A 17,484-nucleotide genomic window follows, 5' to 3' on the forward strand; every position below is an offset into this window, starting at 1 on the left:
CCTTTATTTCATTACTTTCTTCTTGGAAAAATAAGATTACGAATTGTTTCTGAAATTCTCCAATCTCCACCCCGAATCTCCTGCAATTCTGCCTCTGTTACCTCTTTAAATTGTTCCAACTTTACTGTATTTTTCATAATGAAATCTCCTGTATTATTTTTTCTTGTAAGTTAACTTACACACCTATTATACAAAATGAAGACCATGTAAGAAAAAATTCTTCCCAACTGTACATTTTTGCACCTGAAACGCACTTTTTTAAGAAAAAAGCTGGGATTTACCCCAGCTTCGCATCTAAAATTGATCCCAGCAGGATTCGAACCTGCGACCGTTCGCTTAGAAGGCGAATGCTCTATCCAGCTGAGCTATGAGACCTAACATGACCATTCTATCAAAAAACAAGAGCTAAGTCAATCTTCTATTTGTGGTAAGGAGAACCCTGTTGAATTGTAAAAGCACGGTAAATTTGTTCAACTAAAACCAATCTCATTAACTGATGTGGTAATGTCAGACGGCCAAAACTGACAGAAAGATTGGCCCTATTTTTTACAACAGGAGCTAGACCCAAACTTCCTCCAATGATAAAAGTAAGCGTTGAATATCCTTTGATAGAAGCTTGCTCTAGTTGCTTACTAAATTCCTCTGAGGAGAATGTTTTTCCTTCAATGGCTAGTACAACGACAAAGTCTCTTTCTCCAACCTTAGAAAGAATTCTTTCACCTTCTGTTTCCAAGATTTTTTGATTTTCTAATTCACTGGCTTTGTCAGGTGTCTTCTCATCAGTGAGCTCAATCATTTCTAATTTGGCGAAACGTGAAATTCGTTTGGTATATTCAGCAATTCCATCTTTAAGGTATTTTTCTTTTAATTTTCCTACTGTTACAATTTTTATTTTCATTCTTCTATTCTATCATATCCACACTTCATTTCACATCTTATACACACAAAAATCATTCAAAATTACTAGTGAATTCACAGAATAAAGCGAGTTATCCACAACTTGTGTAAAACTTTAAGCTTTTAAGTTTGGATTAAGTTAATAGGTTTATAATCTGAGTAAATAAATAACAAACGGAGGCGTTTATGAAACACTTACAAAAATTTTACAAAAAAGGAGTTAAAGTTCTAATAATCATTCTAATCGGATTTTTAAGTGGTGCCTTAGGAAGTTTCGTAACATTACAACTTTATCAAAAACAAGGAAATCAAGCTACAAATAATAATTCTGGCACTGTCACTCAAACATCCTATAAGAATGAAAATTCAACCACTCAAGCAGTAAATAAAGTTAAGGATGCTGTTGTCTCAATCATTACTTATTCTTCTTCTAGCAGTAGACAAAGTAGTGTATTTAATGCTGACGAAACTAATTCTGATTCAGACAATCAACAAATCGCAAGTGAGGGATCAGGTGTTATCTATAAAAAGGATGATAAAGATGCCTATCTTGTAACTAATACTCACGTTATCAATGGAGCTTCAAAAGTTGATATCCGCTTAGCAGATGGTACTAAGGTTCCTGGTGAAATTGTCGGATCTGATACCTTCTCTGATATTGCTGTCGTTAAAATTTCTTCCGAAAAAGTTACAACAGTCGCAGAATTTGGAGATTCAAGTCAACTTAGTGTTGGAGAAACAGCGATTGCTATTGGTAGTCCTTTAGGTTCAGAATATGCTAATACAGTTACACAGGGGATTATTTCAAGTCTTAATCGAAATGTTTCTCTAAAATCTGAAGATGGTCAAGCTATTTCAACAAAAGCCATTCAAACAGATACAGCCATTAACCCTGGTAACTCTGGTGGTCCACTTGTAAACATTCAAGGACAAGTAATTGGGATTACATCAAGTAAAATTGCAAGTAATGGTGGAACATCTGTAGAAGGTCTTGGTTTTGCAATTCCTTCAAACGATGCACAAAATATCATTAAACAGCTTGAAAGTAATGGTAAAGTGACTCGTCCAGCTCTTGGAATTCAAATGGTTAATCTGTCAAATGTTGGAGCTAGTGATCTTAGAAAACTTAACATTCCAAGTGGCCTCACTTCAGGTGTAGTTGTTCGATCTGTTCAAAACAATATGCCAGCAAATGGACATCTTCAAAAATACGATGTCATTACCAAAGTTGACGATAAAGAGATTGCTTCATCAACAGACCTACAACACGCTCTTTACAATCATGCTATTGGAGATACTATCAAAGTAACCTACTACCGTAATGGTAAGGAGGAAACAACCTCAATTAAACTAGATAAGAATTCTAGTGATTTAGAGTCTTAATTGACATCAGTGTAAAGAAAACTTTACAGAAAGTAAAAGATATGTTAGTGTAGAATCATGGAAAAATTTGAAATGATTTCTATCTCTGAAATACAAAAGAATCCTTACCAACCTCGGAAAGAATTTGATGCAGATAAAATAAAGGAATTAGCTCAGTCAATCAAAGAAAATGGGCTCATCCAACCAATCATCGTTCGTCAATCTCCTGTAATTGGTTATGAAATCCTTGCAGGAGAGAGACGATATCGGGCTTCTCTCTTAGCTGGTCTTACTTCTATTCCAGCCGTTGTAAAGCACCTCTCAGATCAGGAAATGATGATCCAATCTATCATTGAGAATTTGCAGAGAGAAAATTTAAATCCTATTGAAGAAGCACGCGCCTACGAATCTTTAGTAGAAAAAGGATTTACTCACACTGAGATAGCGGATAAAATGGGGAAATCTCGTCCTTATATCACTAATTTTATTCGTTTACTTTCCCTACCAGAATATATCTTAACTGAAGTAGAAAATGGAAAAATTTCTCAAGCGCATGCACGTTCACTAGTTGGTTTGGACAAAGAGCAGCAAGACTATTTCTTTCAACTAATTAAAAATGAAGACATCTCTGTGAGAAAGCTAGAAGCACTTCTTACAGAGAAAAAACACAAGAAGCAAAAAAAAAGTGATTCTTTCATCAAAGACGAAGAAGATAAATTAAAAAAACTACTCGGTTTAAGTGTAGAAATTAAACTTTCAAAAAAAGATACCGGAAAGATTATTATCTCCTTTTCAAGTCAAGAAGAATACGATAGAATTATTAACAGCCTGAAATAAGGCTGTTCTTTTATTTTCTCAACCCACAAATTTATCCACCAATTTTTTTATCAAAAAGCCTACTAAATCAAGGATTTTTCTATTTATCCCCAACCTGTGGATAAACACTGCTAACATTGTGGATTCTTTTCCCCAATCTGTGGAAAAATCCTACTATCTATGGTAAAATAAGTCTAGCACTAAACTACTAAAATCATAGTAAAGGAGGAAAACTAGTTGAAAGAAAAGCAATTTTGGAATCGTATTTTAGAATTTGCTCAAGAAAGATTGACACGATCTATGTATGATTTCTATGCTACACCTGCTGAACTCATCAAAGTAGAAGAAAACACAGCTACTATATTTCTACCGAGATCAGAGATGGAAATGGTGTGGGAAAAGCAATTAAAAGATATTATCATTGCTGCTGGTTTTGAAATTTATGATTCTGAAATCAAACCTCACTATATTTTCACTAAACCTCAGAGCACAGAATCTCCTCAAGTAAATGATACGAATAGTGTCTCTACTTACGATTATACACCTGCACTACCAACGATTCCCTATTCTGAAACAGGGTTAAAAGAAAAATATACCTTTGATAACTTTATTCAAGGTGATGGGAATGTTTGGGCGGTATCTGCTGCACTAGCGGTATCTGAAGATTTAGCTCTGACATATAATCCTCTTTTCATCTATGGAGGACCTGGTCTTGGAAAGACTCACTTACTCAATGCGATTGGAAATGAGATTTTGAAAAATATTCCTGATGCGCGTGTCAAGTACATTCCTGCCGAAAGCTTTATCAATGACTTTCTTGAACACTTGCGACTTGGGGAAATGGAAAAGTTCAAAAAGACTTACCGTAGTCTTGATCTCTTGTTAATCGATGATATCCAATCTCTCAGTGGCAAAAAAGTTGCGACCCAGGAAGAATTTTTCAATACCTTCAATGCTCTTCATGATAAGCAGAAACAGATTGTCCTAACCAGTGATCGAAGTCCTAAACACCTAGAAGGCCTTGAGGAAAGACTTGTTACACGCTTTAGCTGGGGATTGACGCAAAATATCACCCCTCCTGACTTTGAGACACGTATCGCCATTCTTCAAAGTAAAACAGAGCACTTGGATTACCATTTCCAAAGTGATACTCTGGAATACTTGGCTGGCCAATTTGATTCAAATGTTCGAGAATTGGAAGGAGCAATCAACGATATCACTTTAATTGCCAGAGTGAAGAAGATTAAGGATATTACTATTGATATTGCTGCGGAAGCTATTAGAGCACGTAAGCAAGACGCCCGCCAGATACTTGTTATTCCAATTGAGAAAATCCAAACTGAAGTTGGTAATTTTTATGGAGTGAGTGTCAAAGAAATGAAGGGGACGAGACGAGTTCAGAACATCGTTTTGGCACGTCAGGTTGCTATGTATCTAGCTAGAGAACTGACAGATAACAGTCTTCCAAAAATCGGAAAAGAATTTGGCGGAAAGGATCACACCACCGTTATTCATGCCCATGCTAAAATCAAATCATTGATTGACGAAGACGATAATTTACGTTTAGAAATAGAAGCAATCAAAAAGAAAATTAAGTAGCTTGTGGATAAGTTTTCCTTTCTTATCTTTTTTATCCACATTTTTTAAACAAGCTTAGAAGCTTAAGTTTACTAAATAGCACTCAGTTTTCCACAGAATTCACACACTCTATTATTACTATTAACTTTTTAATACTAAAAATAAATAAAGGAGAATCCATGATTCATTTTTCAATTAATAAAAATTTATTTCTACAAGCCTTAAATACCACAAAACGAGCAATAAGCTCTAAAAATGCTATTCCAATTTTATCAACAATCAAAATTGACGTTACCAATGAAGGGATTACTTTAATTGGCTCAAACGGTCAAATTTCTATTGAAAATTTCATTTCTCAAAAGAATGAGGATGCTGGTCTCTTGATCACTTCTTTGGGTTCGATTCTTCTTGAAGCTTCTTTCTTTATCAATGTTGTATCTAGTCTTCCAGATGTAACGCTAGATTTCAAAGAGATTGAACAAAAACAAATTGTCTTAACCAGTGGGAAATCAGAAATTACCCTAAAAGGAAAAGATAGCGAACAGTATCCTCGTATCCAAGAAATTTCAGCTAGCACACCTTTGGTTCTTGAAACAAAACTACTCAAGAAAATTATCAATGAAACAGCATTTGCTGCAAGTACGCAAGAAAGTCGTCCCATCTTAACAGGTGTTCATTTTGTATTGAGCAAACACAAGGAACTAAAAACAGTTGCGACAGACTCACACCGCCTTAGCCAGAAGAAATTGACTCTTGAAAAAAATGGAGATGATTTCGATGTGGTGATTCCTAGCCGCTCTCTACGCGAATTTTCAGCGGTATTTACAGATGATATTGAAACTGTAGAGATTTTCTTTGCAAATAATCAAATCCTCTTTAGAAGCGAAAATATTAGCTTCTACACTCGTCTCCTAGAAGGTAATTATCCTGATACAGATCGCTTGATTCCAACAGACTTTAACACTACAATTACTTTTGATGTGGTTAATTTGCGTCAATCTATGGAGCGTGCACGTCTCTTATCAAGTGCGACTCAAAATGGTACTGTGAAGCTTGAAATTAAAGGTGGAGTTGTTAGCGCCCATGTTCACTCTCCAGAGGTTGGTAAAGTAAACGAAGAAATCGATACGGAGCAGGTGACCGGGGATGATTTAACTATTAGTTTTAACCCAACTTACTTGATTGATTCCCTCAAGGCTTTAAATAGCGAAAAGGTGACTATTAGCTTTATCTCATCAGTTCGTCCATTTACTCTTGTGCCAGCAGATACTGACGAAGATTTCATGCAGCTTATCACACCAGTTCGAACAAATTAAGTGAAAGAGGTTGAGCCTGGCTCGCCTCTTTTATGATATAATCAAAAAAGAAAAGGAGAGTAGTATGTATCAAGTTGGAAATTTTGTTGAGATGAAAAAACCACACGCTTGTACCATCAAGTCAACAGGCAAAAAGGCTAATCGTTGGGAAATTACACGTGTAGGGGCAGATATCAAAATAAAGTGTAGCAATTGTGACCACCTTGTCATGATGAGTCGCTATGATTTTGAACGAAAAATGAATAAGATTATTGACTAAGAACCCTTAGTTAGAGGGTTAGCAAGTTTTCCCTTTTTGTGTTATAATGTTAGGGATTGAAATGAGAACGGAGAATGAGAAACTATGGCTTTAACAGCAGGCATCGTTGGTTTGCCAAACGTTGGTAAATCAACCCTTTTTAATGCAATTACAAAAGCAGGAGCAGAGGCGGCAAACTACCCATTTGCGACTATTGATCCAAACGTTGGGATGGTGGAAGTTCCAGATGAACGCCTACAAAAACTAACAGAAATGATTACACCTAAAAAGACAGTCCCAACAACCTTTGAATTTACAGATATTGCAGGGATTGTAAAAGGAGCATCAAAAGGAGAAGGTCTAGGTAATAAATTCTTGGCCAATATTCGTGAAGTAGACGCGATTGTTCATGTAGTTCGTGCTTTTGATGATGAAAATGTTATGCGTGAGCAAGGACGTGAAGACGCCTTTGTGGATCCACTTGCAGATATTGATACCATTAACCTGGAGTTGATTCTTGCTGATTTAGAATCAGTCAATAAGCGCTATGCGCGTGTAGAAAAGATGGCACGTACGCAAAAAGATAAAGAATCAGTAGCAGAGTTTAACATTCTTCAAAAAATTAAACCAGTTCTTGAAGATGGAAAATCAGCTCGTACCATTGAATTCACAGATGAGGAACAAAAAGTTGTTAAGGGTCTTTTCCTTTTGACTACTAAACCAGTTCTTTATGTTGCTAATGTAGATGAAGATGTAGTTTCAGATCCAGATTCTATCGACTATGTGAAGCAAATTCGAGAATTTGCAGCGACAGAAAATGCTGAGGTGGTAGTTATTTCTGCGCGTGCTGAGGAAGAAATTTCTGAGTTAGACGATGAGGATAAGCAAGAGTTTCTTGAAGCACTTGGTTTGACTGAATCAGGCGTTGACAAGTTGACTCGTGCAGCTTATCACTTGCTTGGGCTTGGAACTTACTTCACAGCTGGTGAAAAAGAAGTCCGTGCTTGGACCTTTAAGCGAGGGATGAAAGCTCCTCAAGCAGCTGGTATTATCCACTCAGACTTTGAAAAAGGGTTTATTCGTGCAGTAACAATGTCATATGAGGATCTAGTGAAATATGGATCTGAAAAGGCTGTAAAAGAAGCTGGGCGTTTGCGTGAAGAAGGAAAAGAATATATCGTTCAAGATGGCGATATCATGGAATTCCGCTTTAATGTTTAATAACATTTAATAAATAGTGTCAATTAGGTTGGAAAAAAAATTCCAACCCTTTTGGCTTTTGAAAGGAAAATAAATGACTAAATTACTTGTTGGATTAGGAAATCCAGGGGATAAATATTTTGAAACCAAGCACAACGTTGGATTTATGTTGATTGACCAACTAGCTAAAAAACAAAATGTCACCTTTACACATGACAAGATATTTCAAGCTGATCTAGCATCTTTTTTCTTCAATGGAGAAAAAATTTATCTGGTCAAACCAACAACATTTATGAATGAAAGTGGAAAAGCGGTTCATGCTTTATTGACTTACTATGGTTTGGATATTGAAGATTTACTCGTTATTTACGACGACCTTGACATGGAAGTCGGGAAAATTCGTTTAAGAGCAAAGGGCTCAGCAGGTGGGCATAATGGTATCAAGTCTATTATTCAACATATAGGGACTCAGGTATTTAACCGTATTAAAATAGGTATTGGAAGACCTAAAAAAGGCATGTCGGTTGTTCATCATGTTTTAAGTAAGTTTGAACAGGATGACTATGTGGGTATTTTACAGTCTATTGACAAGGTTGACGATGCTGTAAACTACTATTTACAAGAGAAAAACTTTGAGAAAACAATGCAGAGGTATAATGGATAAATGGTGACTTTATTAGATTTATTCTCAGAAAATAATCAGATAGAAAAATGGCATCAAAATCTGATAGATAAGAAAAGACAACTAATACTTGGTTTATCAACGTCTACTAAGGCTCTTGCAATTGCAAGCAGCCTAGAAAAAGAAAATAAGGTTGTGTTACTGACCTCGACTTATGGAGAAGCAGAACGAATTATCAGTGATCTTCTTTCTCTCTTAGGAGAGGAATTTGTCTATCCATTTTTAGTAGATGACTCTCCTATGGTAGAGTTTTTGATGTCTTCGCAAGAAAAAATCATTTCGCGGGTTGAAGCCTTGCGTTTTTTGAGTGATCCGTCTAAGAAAGGGATTTTAGTTTGTAATATCGCAGCGAGTCGATTGATTCTACCCTCTCCGACTAGATTTAAAGAAAGTATTATAAAAATTGCAGTTTGTGAAGAATATGATCAACATGACCTTCTTCACAAATTAAAGGAAATAGGCTATCGCAAAGTTACACAAGTACAGACCCAAGGTGAGTTTAGTATTCGAGGAGATATTTTAGATATTTTTGAGATGTCTCAGTTAGAACCTTTTCGAATCGAGTTTTTTGGTGATGAAGTAGATGGTATTCGTACTTTTGAAGTTGAAACACAATTATCGAAAGAAAATCAGACAAACCTCACTATCTTTCCAGCTAGCGACATACTTTTGAGAGAAAAGGATTATCAACGAGGTCAGTCAGCTTTAGAAAAGCAAATTTCGAAAACTCTATCGCCGATTTTGAAATCCTATCTAGAAGAGATTTTGTCAAGTTTTCATCAAAAACAAGTACATTCAGATAGTCGAAAGTTTTTGTCCTTATGTTACGATAAAACATGGACTGTATTTGATTATATTGAAAAAGATACACCAGTATTCTTTGATGACTATCAAAAATTGATGAATCATTATGAAGTCTTTGGAAGAGAATTAGCGCAATACTTTACAGAAGATTTACAGAATGGTAAATCATTTTCTGAGATGCAGTATTTTGCAGATACAGAGCAAACCTATAAAAAGCAAAGTCCAGTTACCTTTTTCTCTAATCTGCAAAAGGGCTTAGGAAATCTTAAGTTTGATCACATTTATCAATTTAATCAATACCCCATGCAAGAGTTTTTCAATCAATTTTCATTTTTAAAAGAAGAAATTGAGCGATACAAAAAAATGGACTACACTATTATTTTGCAGTCTAGCAATTCAATGGGAAGTAAGACGTTGGAGGATGTTTTAGAGGAATATCAGATCAAATTGGATTCCAGAGATAAGTCAAGTATCTGTAAAGAATCTGTAAACTTGATTGAGGGTAATCTAAGACATGGTTTTCATTTTGTAGATGAAAAAATTCTCTTGATTACTGAACATGAGATTTTTCAAAAGAAATTAAAACGTCGGTTTAGAAGACAACATGCTTCAAATGCAGAGCGATTAAAAGATTATAATGAACTTGAAAAAGGGGACTACGTTGTTCACCATATCCATGGAATTGGTCAATATTTAGGAATCGAAACAATTGAAATCAAAGGGATTCACCGTGATTATGTCAGTGTACAGTATCAAAATGGTGACCAAATCTCCATCCCAGTAGAGCAGATTCAGTTACTGTCTAAATATGTTTCAAGTGATGGGAAAGCGCCAAAACTTAATAAATTAAATGATGGTCATTTCAAAAAGGCCAAGCAAAAAGTTAAGAACCAAGTAGAGGATATAGCTGACGATTTAATCAAGCTTTATTCTGAGCGTAGTCAGTTGAAGGGGTTTGCTTTCTCAGCTGATGATGATGAGCAACATGCTTTTGATGATGCTTTCCCTTATGTTGAAACAGATGATCAACTTCGCAGTATTGAGGAAATCAAGAGAGATATGCAGGATTCTCACCCCATGGATCGACTTTTGGTTGGAGATGTTGGTTTTGGGAAGACTGAAGTAGCAATGCGTGCTGCTTTTAAGGCAGTCAATGATCACAAACAGGTGGTCGTTCTAGTTCCAACGACGGTTTTAGCGCAACAGCACTATACGAATTTTAAGGAACGATTCCAAAATTTTGCTGTTAATATTGATGTGTTGAGTCGCTTTAGAAGTAAAAAAGAGCAGGCAGAAACACTTGAAAAATTAAAGAATGGTCAAGTTGATATTTTGATTGGAACGCATCGTGTTTTGTCAAAAGATGTGGTGTTTTCTGATTTGGGCTTGATGATTATTGATGAAGAGCAGCGATTCGGGGTTAAGCATAAGGAAACTTTGAAAGAACTAAAAAAACAAGTAGATGTTCTAACCTTGACAGCAACGCCAATCCCTCGTACTCTCCACATGTCTATGCTGGGAATTCGAGATTTGTCTGTTATTGAAACTCCTCCAACCAATCGCTATCCTGTTCAAACCTATGTATTAGAGAAGAATGATAGTGTCATTCGTGATGCTGTCTTGCGTGAAATGGAGCGTGGAGGTCAACTTTACTATCTTTACAATAAAGTTGACACGATTGACCAGAAGGTTTCAGAATTACAGGAGTTGGTTCCAGAGGCTTCGATTGGGTATGTTCATGGACAAATGAGTGAAATTCAGTTGGAAAATACTCTACTTGATTTCATTGAAGGTCAGTATGATATTTTGGTGACGACTACTATTATTGAGACAGGGGTAGACATTCCAAATGCCAATACCTTATTTATTGAAAATGCAGACCATATGGGCTTGTCAACCTTGTATCAATTAAGAGGAAGAGTCGGTCGTAGTAATCGTATTGCTTATGCTTATCTCATGTATCGTCCAGAAAAATCAATTAGTGAAGTTTCTGAGAAGAGATTAGAAGCGATTAAGGGATTTACAGAATTAGGCTCAGGATTTAAGATTGCTATGCGAGATCTTTCGATTCGGGGAGCAGGAAATCTCCTAGGAAAATCGCAGTCTGGTTTCATTGATTCTGTTGGTTTTGAATTGTATTCACAGTTATTAGAGGAAGCTATTGCTAAACGGAACGGTAATGGGAATAAAAGAACCAAAGGAAATGCTGAGTTGATTTTACAAATTGATGCTTATCTTCCTGATACTTATATTTCTGACCAACGACATAAGATTGAAATTTACAAGAAAATTCGTCAAATTGACAATCGTGTCAACTATGAAGAACTACAAGAAGAATTGATGGACCGCTTTGGAGAATACCCAGACGTAGTAGCCTACCTTTTAGAGATTGGTTTGGTTAAGTCATATTTGGACAAGGTCTTTGTAGAACGTGTGGAAAGAAAAGATAACAAGATTACAGTTCAATTTGAAAAAGTCACTCAACGACTATTCTTGGCTCAAGATTATTTTAAAGCCTTATCTGCAACGAACTTAAAAGCAGCTATAGCTGAGAATAAGGGATTAATGGAAGTTGTATTTGATGTCCGAAACAAGAAGGATTATGAAATTTTAGAAGGTTTGCTGATTTTTGGAGAAAGTTTATTAGAGATAAAAGAATCAAAGGAAGCAAATCCCATTTAACATTTTTCTTCTATAAAAAGGATAAAAATGGTACAATAATAATTTGAGGTAATAAAAATGAGATTAGACAAGTATTTAAAAGTATCACGAATTATTAAGCGCCGTACAGTCGCAAAAGAAGTAGCAGATAAAGGTAGAATCAAGGTGAACGGAATCTTGGCCAAAAGTTCAACGGATTTGAAAGTTGATGACCAAGTTGAAATTCGCTTTGGAAATAAGTTGTTGCTTGTTAAAGTACTAGAAATGAAAGATAGTACAAAAAAAGAAGATGCAGCAGGCATGTATGAAATTCTCAGTGAAACACGGGTAGAAGAAAATGTCTAAAAATATTGTACAGATGAATAATTCTTTTATTCAAAATGAACATCAACGTCGTCGTTATCTGATGAAGGAGAGACAAAAGAGGAATCGTTTTATGGGTTGGGTCCTTATTTTGATGATCTTGTTGTTTATTTTACCAACTTATAACTTGGCTCAAAGCTATGATCAGTTACTGCAACGCCGTCAGCAATTGACAGAGTTGAAAGAGCAGTTCCAAACTCTTAGTGACGAAAAGGATAAGGAATCTGCTTTTGCTGCAAAGTTAAAAGATGAAGACTATGTAGCAAAGTATGCACGCGCCAAGTACTATTACTCAAAGAAACGAGAAGCAATTTACACTATTCCTGATTTGCTTCCGAGGTAATGTCATGGAAAATTTATTGGAAGTTGTTGAGCAATTTTTAAGTTTATCAGATGAAAAATTAGAGGAATTGGCAGCTAAAAACCATTTATTACGATTACAAGAAGAAAGGGAAGAGAAGAATGCGTAAGTTCTTAGTAGTTTTACTGCTACCTGCTTTTATCATAACCTCAAGAGTAGTTAGCACAGAAAAACAGCTTCCTTACTCTTCACAAGAAATTTATTATCTAACTGAGTCTGATTATGGATTCTACTATAAGGAAACTCTGGAATCCCCAATGGTATATGGAGAAACAGCAGTCTATGCTAATGAGGATCTTGTCAAGGAGTCTGGTAAATTAACTCTTGGAAATGCCTTTAAAATCGTAGAATGGCGTTTAAATAGACAAGGTGTTCCTGTTTTTAAATTAGATAATCACCAGTTTATCCTTGCAGATAAGCGTTTGGTCTATGATCAAAGTCAAGTTCAAACTCAAAATAGACAAGTATGGTTGGAGCCGGGGTTTGTTATCTATAACAGCCCCTATGATGCGAAAGAAATTTCTTCATCTCTCTCTCCCTATCAACTTGTAACGGTGGATAGAACTCTCTTTGCTGAGGGACAAGAATTTCTTCATATTGATCAAGTTGGGTGGGTATCAAAAGAGTTCGTCTCAGAAGAAGACAATCGCATCCAGAAGGTTCAAGAAATTTTATCAAACAACTATCAGAATGAAAATTATTCTATTTATGTTAAACAACTGAGTACAGGTAAAGAGGCTGGGGTGAATGAAGACAGCAAACTCTATGCAGCTAGCATCTTGAAACTAGCCTACCTTTATTACGCTCAAGATAAGATAAATCAAGGGGAATATACGCTAGAGAGTAGCTTCAAGTATGTCCCGGAAGTAAATAGTTTCCCTGGGTCCTATAAACCAGAAGGTAGTGGTAGCTTACCTAAAAAAGAAGATAACAAAGAATACAGTCTTCAACAGTTAATTACCAAGGTAACAAAAGAGTCTGACAATGTTGCTCATAATATTTTAGGTTATTACGTGACCAATCAATCTGACGGAGCTTTCAAAGAAAAAATGTCCACCATTATGGGCGAAGATTGGGATGTGAATGATAAATTGACTTCTTCAAAAATGGCTGGAAAGGTCATGGAAGCTATTTATAATCAGAATGGTTTTGTCTTAGAGTCTCTAAGTAAGACTGATTTTGACAACCAAAGAATCGCAAAAGGTGTTTCGGTTAAGGTAGCTCATAAAATTGGAGATGCCGATGAGTTTAAACATGACACTGCCATTGTCTATACGGACTCTCCTTTTGTTCTTTCTATTTTTACCAAAAATTCTGATTATGACACCATTACTAAGATAGCTAAGGATGTCTATGAGGTTCTAAAATGAGGGACCAGGATTTTTTAAATCATTTTCTCCGAAAAGAGTATTTCAAAAAACATTCTAAAGTCGTATTAGCTTTGTCTGGCGGACTGGACTCAATGTTTTTATTCCAGCTATTGTCTACTTATCAAAATGAGTTAGAAATTGAGTTGATTTTAGCACATGTCAATCACAAGCAGAGAAGGGAATCTGACTGGGAGGAAAATGAACTAAGGAAGTTAGCTGATGCAGCTGAACTTCCTATTTATATCACAAGCTTCTTAGGAGACTTTTCAGAAGCGCGTGCTCGAGAGTTTCGTTATGATTTTTTTAGGAAAATCATGAAAGAGATTGGAGCGACTGCCTTGGTTACTGCCCACCATGCAGATGATCAAGTTGAAACGATTTTGATGCGCTTGATTCGAGGAAGTCGGCTCCGTTATTTAACAGGAATAAAAGAAAGTCAAGTAGTTGATGGAATTGAAATCATTCGTCCCTTGTTGCATTTTCATAAAAAGGATTTTCCACCAATTGTTCATTTTGAAGATCAAACAAATCAGGAAAATACCTATTTTCGCAATCGCATTCGGAATAGGTATTTACCAGAGCTTGAAAAAGAAAATCCTCGTCTTAAATCCGCCCTTTTAGATTTAGGAAGGGAAATTTCAGATTACCAAGCAACAATAACGGAACTTTCGAAACAAATTGATGTGGAAGATTTGAATGAGCTATTTTCATACTCTCAACAAACTCAAGGAATCTTGCTCCAAAACTATCTTAATCAATTTCCAGACTTAAATCTGACAAAGGCTCAGTTTGCTGAAGTTCGACAGATTTTAGCAACGAAAAGTCAGTATCGTCATTCTCTTAAAAATGGCTACGAATTGATAAAAGAGTATCAACGGTTTCAAATTTGTAAAATCAGTCCTCAGGCCGATGAAAAGGAAGATGAACTTGTGTTACACTATCAAAATCAAGTTCGATATAAGGGCTATTTATTTTCCTTTGGCATTCCTATTGAAGGGGATTTTGTTCAAAAAGTAACGGTTTCACGGGAAACATCTGTATATATTAGATGTCGAAAACCTGGCGATATTATTAGGCTGAATGGTTATCGAAAGAAACTGAGACGCTTATTTATAGATTTAAAAATCCCTATTGAAAAACGAAAAACAACCCCTATTATTGAGCAATTTGGAGAAATTGTCTCAATTTCAGGAATTGCGACCAGTGATTTGAGTAAAAACACGAAAAATGATATAATGAACACTGTAATTTATATAGAAAAAATAGATAGGTAAAAAGATGTTAGAACACGATATTAAAAAAATCCTCGTTTCACATGATGAAATTACAGAAGCGGCTAAAAAGCTAGGTGAACAATTAACCAAAGACTATGAGGGGAAAAATCCAATTCTTATTGGAATTCTGAAAGGATCGATTCCTTTTATGGCTGAATTGGTCAAACATATTGATACGCATATCGAGATGGACTTCATGATGGTATCTAGTTACCATGGTGGAACAGCAAGTAGTGGTGTCATCAATATCAAGCAAGACGTGACTCAAGATATCAAAGGAAGACATGTTTTATTTGTAGAGGATATCATTGATACGGGTCAAACTTTGAAGAGTTTGAGAGATATGTTTATTGCAAGAGAAGTAGCTTCTGTTAAAATCGCGACTTTGTTAGACAAACCAGAGGGACGTGTTGTTGAAATTGAAGCGGATTACACTTGCTTTACTATTCCAAATGAGTTTGTAGTAGGTTATGGTTTGGACTATAAAGAAAATTATCGTAACCTTCCTTATGTCGGAGTATTGAAAGAAGAAGTTTATTCAAATTAGAAAGATTTACCTTTAATGAAAAAACAAAATAATGGTTTAGTTAGAAATCCATTTCTATACTTGTTAATTATCTTCTTCCTAGTGACAGGATTCCAGTATTTTTACTCTGGAAATACTGCTGGACGAAGCGAAAAAATTAACTATACAGAACTGGTAAAAGAAATTACTGCAGACAATGTAAAAGAATTAACCTATCAGCCAAATGGTAGCATCATTGAAGTGTCTGGTGTTTATAAAAATCCTAAGACTAGTAAAGAAGAAACGGGAATTCAATTTTTCACTCCTACAGCTACAACAGTAGAAAGATTCTCAAGTACTATTCTTCCGTCTGATTCAACAGTTTCAGAATTGCAAAAACTTGCTTCTGAACATCAGGCAGAAGTAACAGTCAAACATGAGAGTTCAAGCGGTATGTGGATCAATATCCTTGTCTCTGTTGTGCCATTTGCTATTCTTTTCTTCTTCTTATTCTCTATGATGGGAAATATGGGAGGAAATAGTGGCCGAAATCCAATGAGTTTTGGACGTAGCAAGGCCAAAGCTGCTAACAAAGAAGATATCAAGGTACGATTTTCAGATGTTGCAGGTGCCGAGGAAGAAAAACAAGAATTAGTTGAAGTTGTTGAATTCCTAAAAGATCCAAAACGATTTACCAAACTTGGTGCGCGTATTCCTGCGGGTGTTCTTTTAGAGGGACCTCCGGGAACAGGTAAGACCTTACTTGCTAAGGCGGTTGCTGGAGAAGCAGGAGTTCCATTCTTTAGCATCTCAGGATCGGACTTTGTAGAAATGTTTGTCGGAGTTGGGGCTAGCCGAGTTCGTTCACTTTTTGAGGATGCAAAAAAAGCAGCGCCAGCCATCATCTTTATCGATGAAATTGATGCCGTTGGTCGCCAACGTGGTGTCGGTCTTGGTGGAGGTAATGATGAACGTGAACAAACCTTGAACCAACTCTTGATTGAGATGGATGGTTTTGAGGGAAATGAAGGAATTATTGTTATCGCTGCGACGAACCGTTCAGATGTTCTAGATCCAGCTCTTCTCCGTCCAGGACGTTTTGATAGAAAAGTCTTAGTTGGTCGCCCTGATGTTAAAGGTCGTGAAGCAATCTTGAAAGTTCACGCTAAAAATAAACCTCTGGCAGACGATGTGGATTTGAAACTAGTTGCCCAACAAACTCCAGGTTTTGTGGGAGCTGACTTGGAAAATGTTCTAAATGAGGCAGCCTTGGTTGCAGCCCGTCGCAACAAGTCAGTCATTGATGCTTCAGATATTGATGAGGCAGAAGACAGAGTGATTGCTGGACCATCTAAGAAGGATAAAACAGTATCACAAAGAGAACGGGAATTGGTTGCTTATCATGAGGCTGGACATACTATTGTTGGTTTAGTCTTGTCAAATGCCCGTGTTGTTCATAAAGTTACCATTGTACCACGTGGACGTGCAGGTGGTTACATGATTGCGCTTCCGAAAGAGGATCAAATGCTTCTATCTAAGGAAGACATGAAAGAACAATTAGCAGGTTTGATGGGTGGTCGTGTAGCTGAAGAGATTATCTTTAATGTCCAAACGACAGGAGCTTCAAATGACTTTGAACAAGCTACACAGATGGCGCGTGCAATGGTCACTGAATACGGTATGAGTGAAAAACTTGGCCCAGTTCAATACGAAGGTAATCATGCTATGTTTGGTGCACAAAGTCCTCAAAAATCAATTTCAGAACAAACAGCCTATGAGATTGACGAGGAAGTTCGTTCATTATTAAATGAGGCACGAAACAAAGCAGCTGAAATCATCCAATCAAATCGTGAAACTCATAAGTTGATTGCAGAAGCATTGTTGAAATACGAAACATTAGATAGTACACAGATTAAATCTCTTTACGAAACAGGGAAAATGCCTGAGACAGTAGAAGAGGAATCCCATGCACTATCTTATGATGAAGTAAAATCAAAAATGAGTGAAGAAAAATAAATTTAGAGAGGTTTAACCTCTCTTTTTATGTTCTAATGTGA

The 17,484-nt window shown here is 36.2% G+C and carries 17 protein-coding genes and 1 tRNA gene; 15 read left to right on the plus strand and 3 right to left on the minus strand.

Features of this window, described 5'->3' with window-relative positions:
* Positions 1-11: 11 nt before the first annotated feature.
* The 3 genes from comC to rlmH all read right to left on the minus strand — a co-directional run bounded on the left by comC (position 12) and on the right by rlmH (position 898).
* Positions 12-137 (minus strand): competence-stimulating peptide ComC, encoded by a 126-nt coding sequence (gene comC / locus O3655_RS09110; protein WP_000799678.1) that lies wholly within the window; start codon positions 135-137, stop codon positions 12-14.
* Between the two features lie 164 nt (positions 138-301).
* A tRNA-Arg gene (locus O3655_RS09115) sits at positions 302-375 on the minus strand.
* Positions 376-418: 43 nt separating this feature from the next.
* Positions 419-898 (minus strand): 23S rRNA (pseudouridine(1915)-N(3))-methyltransferase RlmH, encoded by a 480-nt coding sequence (gene rlmH, locus O3655_RS09120; RefSeq protein ID WP_042903084.1) that lies wholly within the window; start codon positions 896-898, stop codon positions 419-421.
* Positions 899-1,083: 185 nt separating this feature from the next.
* Here rlmH and O3655_RS09125 point away from each other — a divergent pair, with 185 nt between their 5' ends.
* The 15 genes from O3655_RS09125 to ftsH all read left to right on the plus strand — a co-directional run bounded on the left by O3655_RS09125 (position 1,084) and on the right by ftsH (position 17,443).
* Positions 1,084-2,280, plus strand: a complete 1,197-nt coding sequence (locus tag O3655_RS09125; protein ID WP_042903085.1) for a S1C family serine protease — start codon at positions 1,084-1,086, stop codon at positions 2,278-2,280.
* A gap of 57 nt (positions 2,281-2,337) precedes the next feature.
* Positions 2,338-3,096, plus strand: a complete 759-nt coding sequence (locus O3655_RS09130) for a ParB/RepB/Spo0J family partition protein (RefSeq protein WP_084945029.1) — start codon at positions 2,338-2,340, stop codon at positions 3,094-3,096.
* Positions 3,097-3,312: 216 nt separating this feature from the next.
* Positions 3,313-4,674, plus strand: a complete 1,362-nt coding sequence (gene dnaA, locus O3655_RS09135) for a chromosomal replication initiator protein DnaA (RefSeq protein ID WP_000660625.1) — start codon at positions 3,313-3,315, stop codon at positions 4,672-4,674.
* Between the two features lie 158 nt (positions 4,675-4,832).
* Complete coding sequence (gene dnaN, locus O3655_RS09140) at positions 4,833-5,969, plus strand: DNA polymerase III subunit beta (protein WP_042903086.1); 1,137 nt, start codon at positions 4,833-4,835, stop codon at positions 5,967-5,969.
* A 64-nt stretch (positions 5,970-6,033) separates the two neighbouring features.
* A complete protein-coding gene (locus tag O3655_RS09145) occupies positions 6,034-6,228 on the plus strand; it encodes a DUF951 domain-containing protein (protein WP_000285184.1) in 195 nt (64 codons plus the stop codon).
* Between the two features lie 84 nt (positions 6,229-6,312).
* Positions 6,313-7,428: a redox-regulated ATPase YchF gene (gene ychF, locus O3655_RS09150; RefSeq protein WP_001218693.1), complete on the plus strand. Its 1,116-nt coding sequence runs from the start codon at positions 6,313-6,315 to the stop codon at positions 7,426-7,428.
* Between the two features lie 73 nt (positions 7,429-7,501).
* Positions 7,502-8,071 (plus strand): aminoacyl-tRNA hydrolase, encoded by a 570-nt coding sequence (gene pth / locus O3655_RS09155; RefSeq protein ID WP_000163919.1) that lies wholly within the window; start codon positions 7,502-7,504, stop codon positions 8,069-8,071.
* A complete protein-coding gene (gene mfd / locus O3655_RS09160) occupies positions 8,072-11,575 on the plus strand; it encodes a transcription-repair coupling factor (RefSeq protein ID WP_371641311.1) in 3,504 nt (1,167 codons plus the stop codon).
* A gap of 57 nt (positions 11,576-11,632) precedes the next feature.
* The gene (locus O3655_RS09165) at positions 11,633-11,899 is read left to right on the plus strand and encodes an RNA-binding S4 domain-containing protein (RefSeq protein WP_001234975.1); all 267 of its coding nucleotides are present in this window, start codon (positions 11,633-11,635) and stop codon (positions 11,897-11,899) included.
* Positions 11,892-12,260 (plus strand): septum formation initiator family protein, encoded by a 369-nt coding sequence (locus tag O3655_RS09170; RefSeq protein WP_125453773.1) that lies wholly within the window; start codon positions 11,892-11,894, stop codon positions 12,258-12,260. Before O3655_RS09165 ends, O3655_RS09170 begins: the two co-directional genes overlap by 8 nt.
* A gap of 4 nt (positions 12,261-12,264) precedes the next feature.
* Complete coding sequence (locus tag O3655_RS09175) at positions 12,265-12,387, plus strand: SP_0009 family protein (protein WP_000429343.1); 123 nt, start codon at positions 12,265-12,267, stop codon at positions 12,385-12,387.
* Entirely contained in the window at positions 12,380-13,648 is a 1,269-nt protein-coding gene (locus O3655_RS09180; protein ID WP_042903091.1) for a serine hydrolase, read from the plus strand. The genes O3655_RS09175 and O3655_RS09180 overlap by 8 nt, the downstream gene beginning before the upstream one ends.
* A complete protein-coding gene (gene tilS / locus O3655_RS09185) occupies positions 13,645-14,922 on the plus strand; it encodes a tRNA lysidine(34) synthetase TilS (RefSeq protein ID WP_042903092.1) in 1,278 nt (425 codons plus the stop codon). The genes O3655_RS09180 and tilS overlap by 4 nt, the downstream gene beginning before the upstream one ends.
* 4 nt (positions 14,923-14,926) lie before the next feature.
* On the plus strand, positions 14,927-15,469 hold the full coding sequence (hpt, locus tag O3655_RS09190; protein WP_371641312.1) for a hypoxanthine phosphoribosyltransferase: 543 nt from the start codon (positions 14,927-14,929) through the stop codon (positions 15,467-15,469).
* 15 nt (positions 15,470-15,484) lie between these two features.
* Complete coding sequence (gene ftsH / locus O3655_RS09195) at positions 15,485-17,443, plus strand: ATP-dependent zinc metalloprotease FtsH (protein WP_042903093.1); 1,959 nt, start codon at positions 15,485-15,487, stop codon at positions 17,441-17,443.
* Positions 17,444-17,484: the final 41 nt, after the last annotated feature.

Source organism: Streptococcus sp. 27098_8_70 (assembly GCF_041432215.1).
GTDB lineage: Bacteria > Bacillota > Bacilli > Lactobacillales > Streptococcaceae > Streptococcus > Streptococcus oralis_CP.

Excerpts from the sequence above, each read along its gene's own strand:
- O3655_RS09145 (WP_000285184.1), top strand. The coding sequence starts at position 6,034 with ATGTATCAAGTTGGAAATTTTGTTGAGATGAAAAAACCACACGCTTGT.
- comC (WP_000799678.1), bottom strand. The coding sequence starts at position 137 with ATGAAAAATACAGTAAAGTTGGAACAATTTAAAGAGGTAACAGAGGCA.
- O3655_RS09170 (WP_125453773.1), top strand. The coding sequence starts at position 11,892 with ATGTCTAAAAATATTGTACAGATGAATAATTCTTTTATTCAAAATGAA.
- O3655_RS09130 (WP_084945029.1), top strand. The coding sequence starts at position 2,338 with ATGGAAAAATTTGAAATGATTTCTATCTCTGAAATACAAAAGAATCCT.
- mfd (WP_371641311.1), top strand. The coding sequence starts at position 8,072 with ATGGTGACTTTATTAGATTTATTCTCAGAAAATAATCAGATAGAAAAA.
- O3655_RS09180 (WP_042903091.1), top strand. The coding sequence starts at position 12,380 with ATGCGTAAGTTCTTAGTAGTTTTACTGCTACCTGCTTTTATCATAACC.
- pth (WP_000163919.1), top strand. The coding sequence starts at position 7,502 with ATGACTAAATTACTTGTTGGATTAGGAAATCCAGGGGATAAATATTTT.
- dnaN (WP_042903086.1), top strand. The coding sequence starts at position 4,833 with ATGATTCATTTTTCAATTAATAAAAATTTATTTCTACAAGCCTTAAAT.
- ychF (WP_001218693.1), top strand. The coding sequence starts at position 6,313 with ATGGCTTTAACAGCAGGCATCGTTGGTTTGCCAAACGTTGGTAAATCA.
- O3655_RS09165 (WP_001234975.1), top strand. The coding sequence starts at position 11,633 with ATGAGATTAGACAAGTATTTAAAAGTATCACGAATTATTAAGCGCCGT.
- ftsH (WP_042903093.1), top strand. The coding sequence starts at position 15,485 with ATGAAAAAACAAAATAATGGTTTAGTTAGAAATCCATTTCTATACTTG.
- rlmH (WP_042903084.1), bottom strand. The coding sequence starts at position 898 with ATGAAAATAAAAATTGTAACAGTAGGAAAATTAAAAGAAAAATACCTT.
- tilS (WP_042903092.1), top strand. The coding sequence starts at position 13,645 with ATGAGGGACCAGGATTTTTTAAATCATTTTCTCCGAAAAGAGTATTTC.
- hpt (WP_371641312.1), top strand. The coding sequence starts at position 14,927 with ATGTTAGAACACGATATTAAAAAAATCCTCGTTTCACATGATGAAATT.
- O3655_RS09175 (WP_000429343.1), top strand. The coding sequence starts at position 12,265 with ATGGAAAATTTATTGGAAGTTGTTGAGCAATTTTTAAGTTTATCAGAT.
- O3655_RS09125 (WP_042903085.1), top strand. The coding sequence starts at position 1,084 with ATGAAACACTTACAAAAATTTTACAAAAAAGGAGTTAAAGTTCTAATA.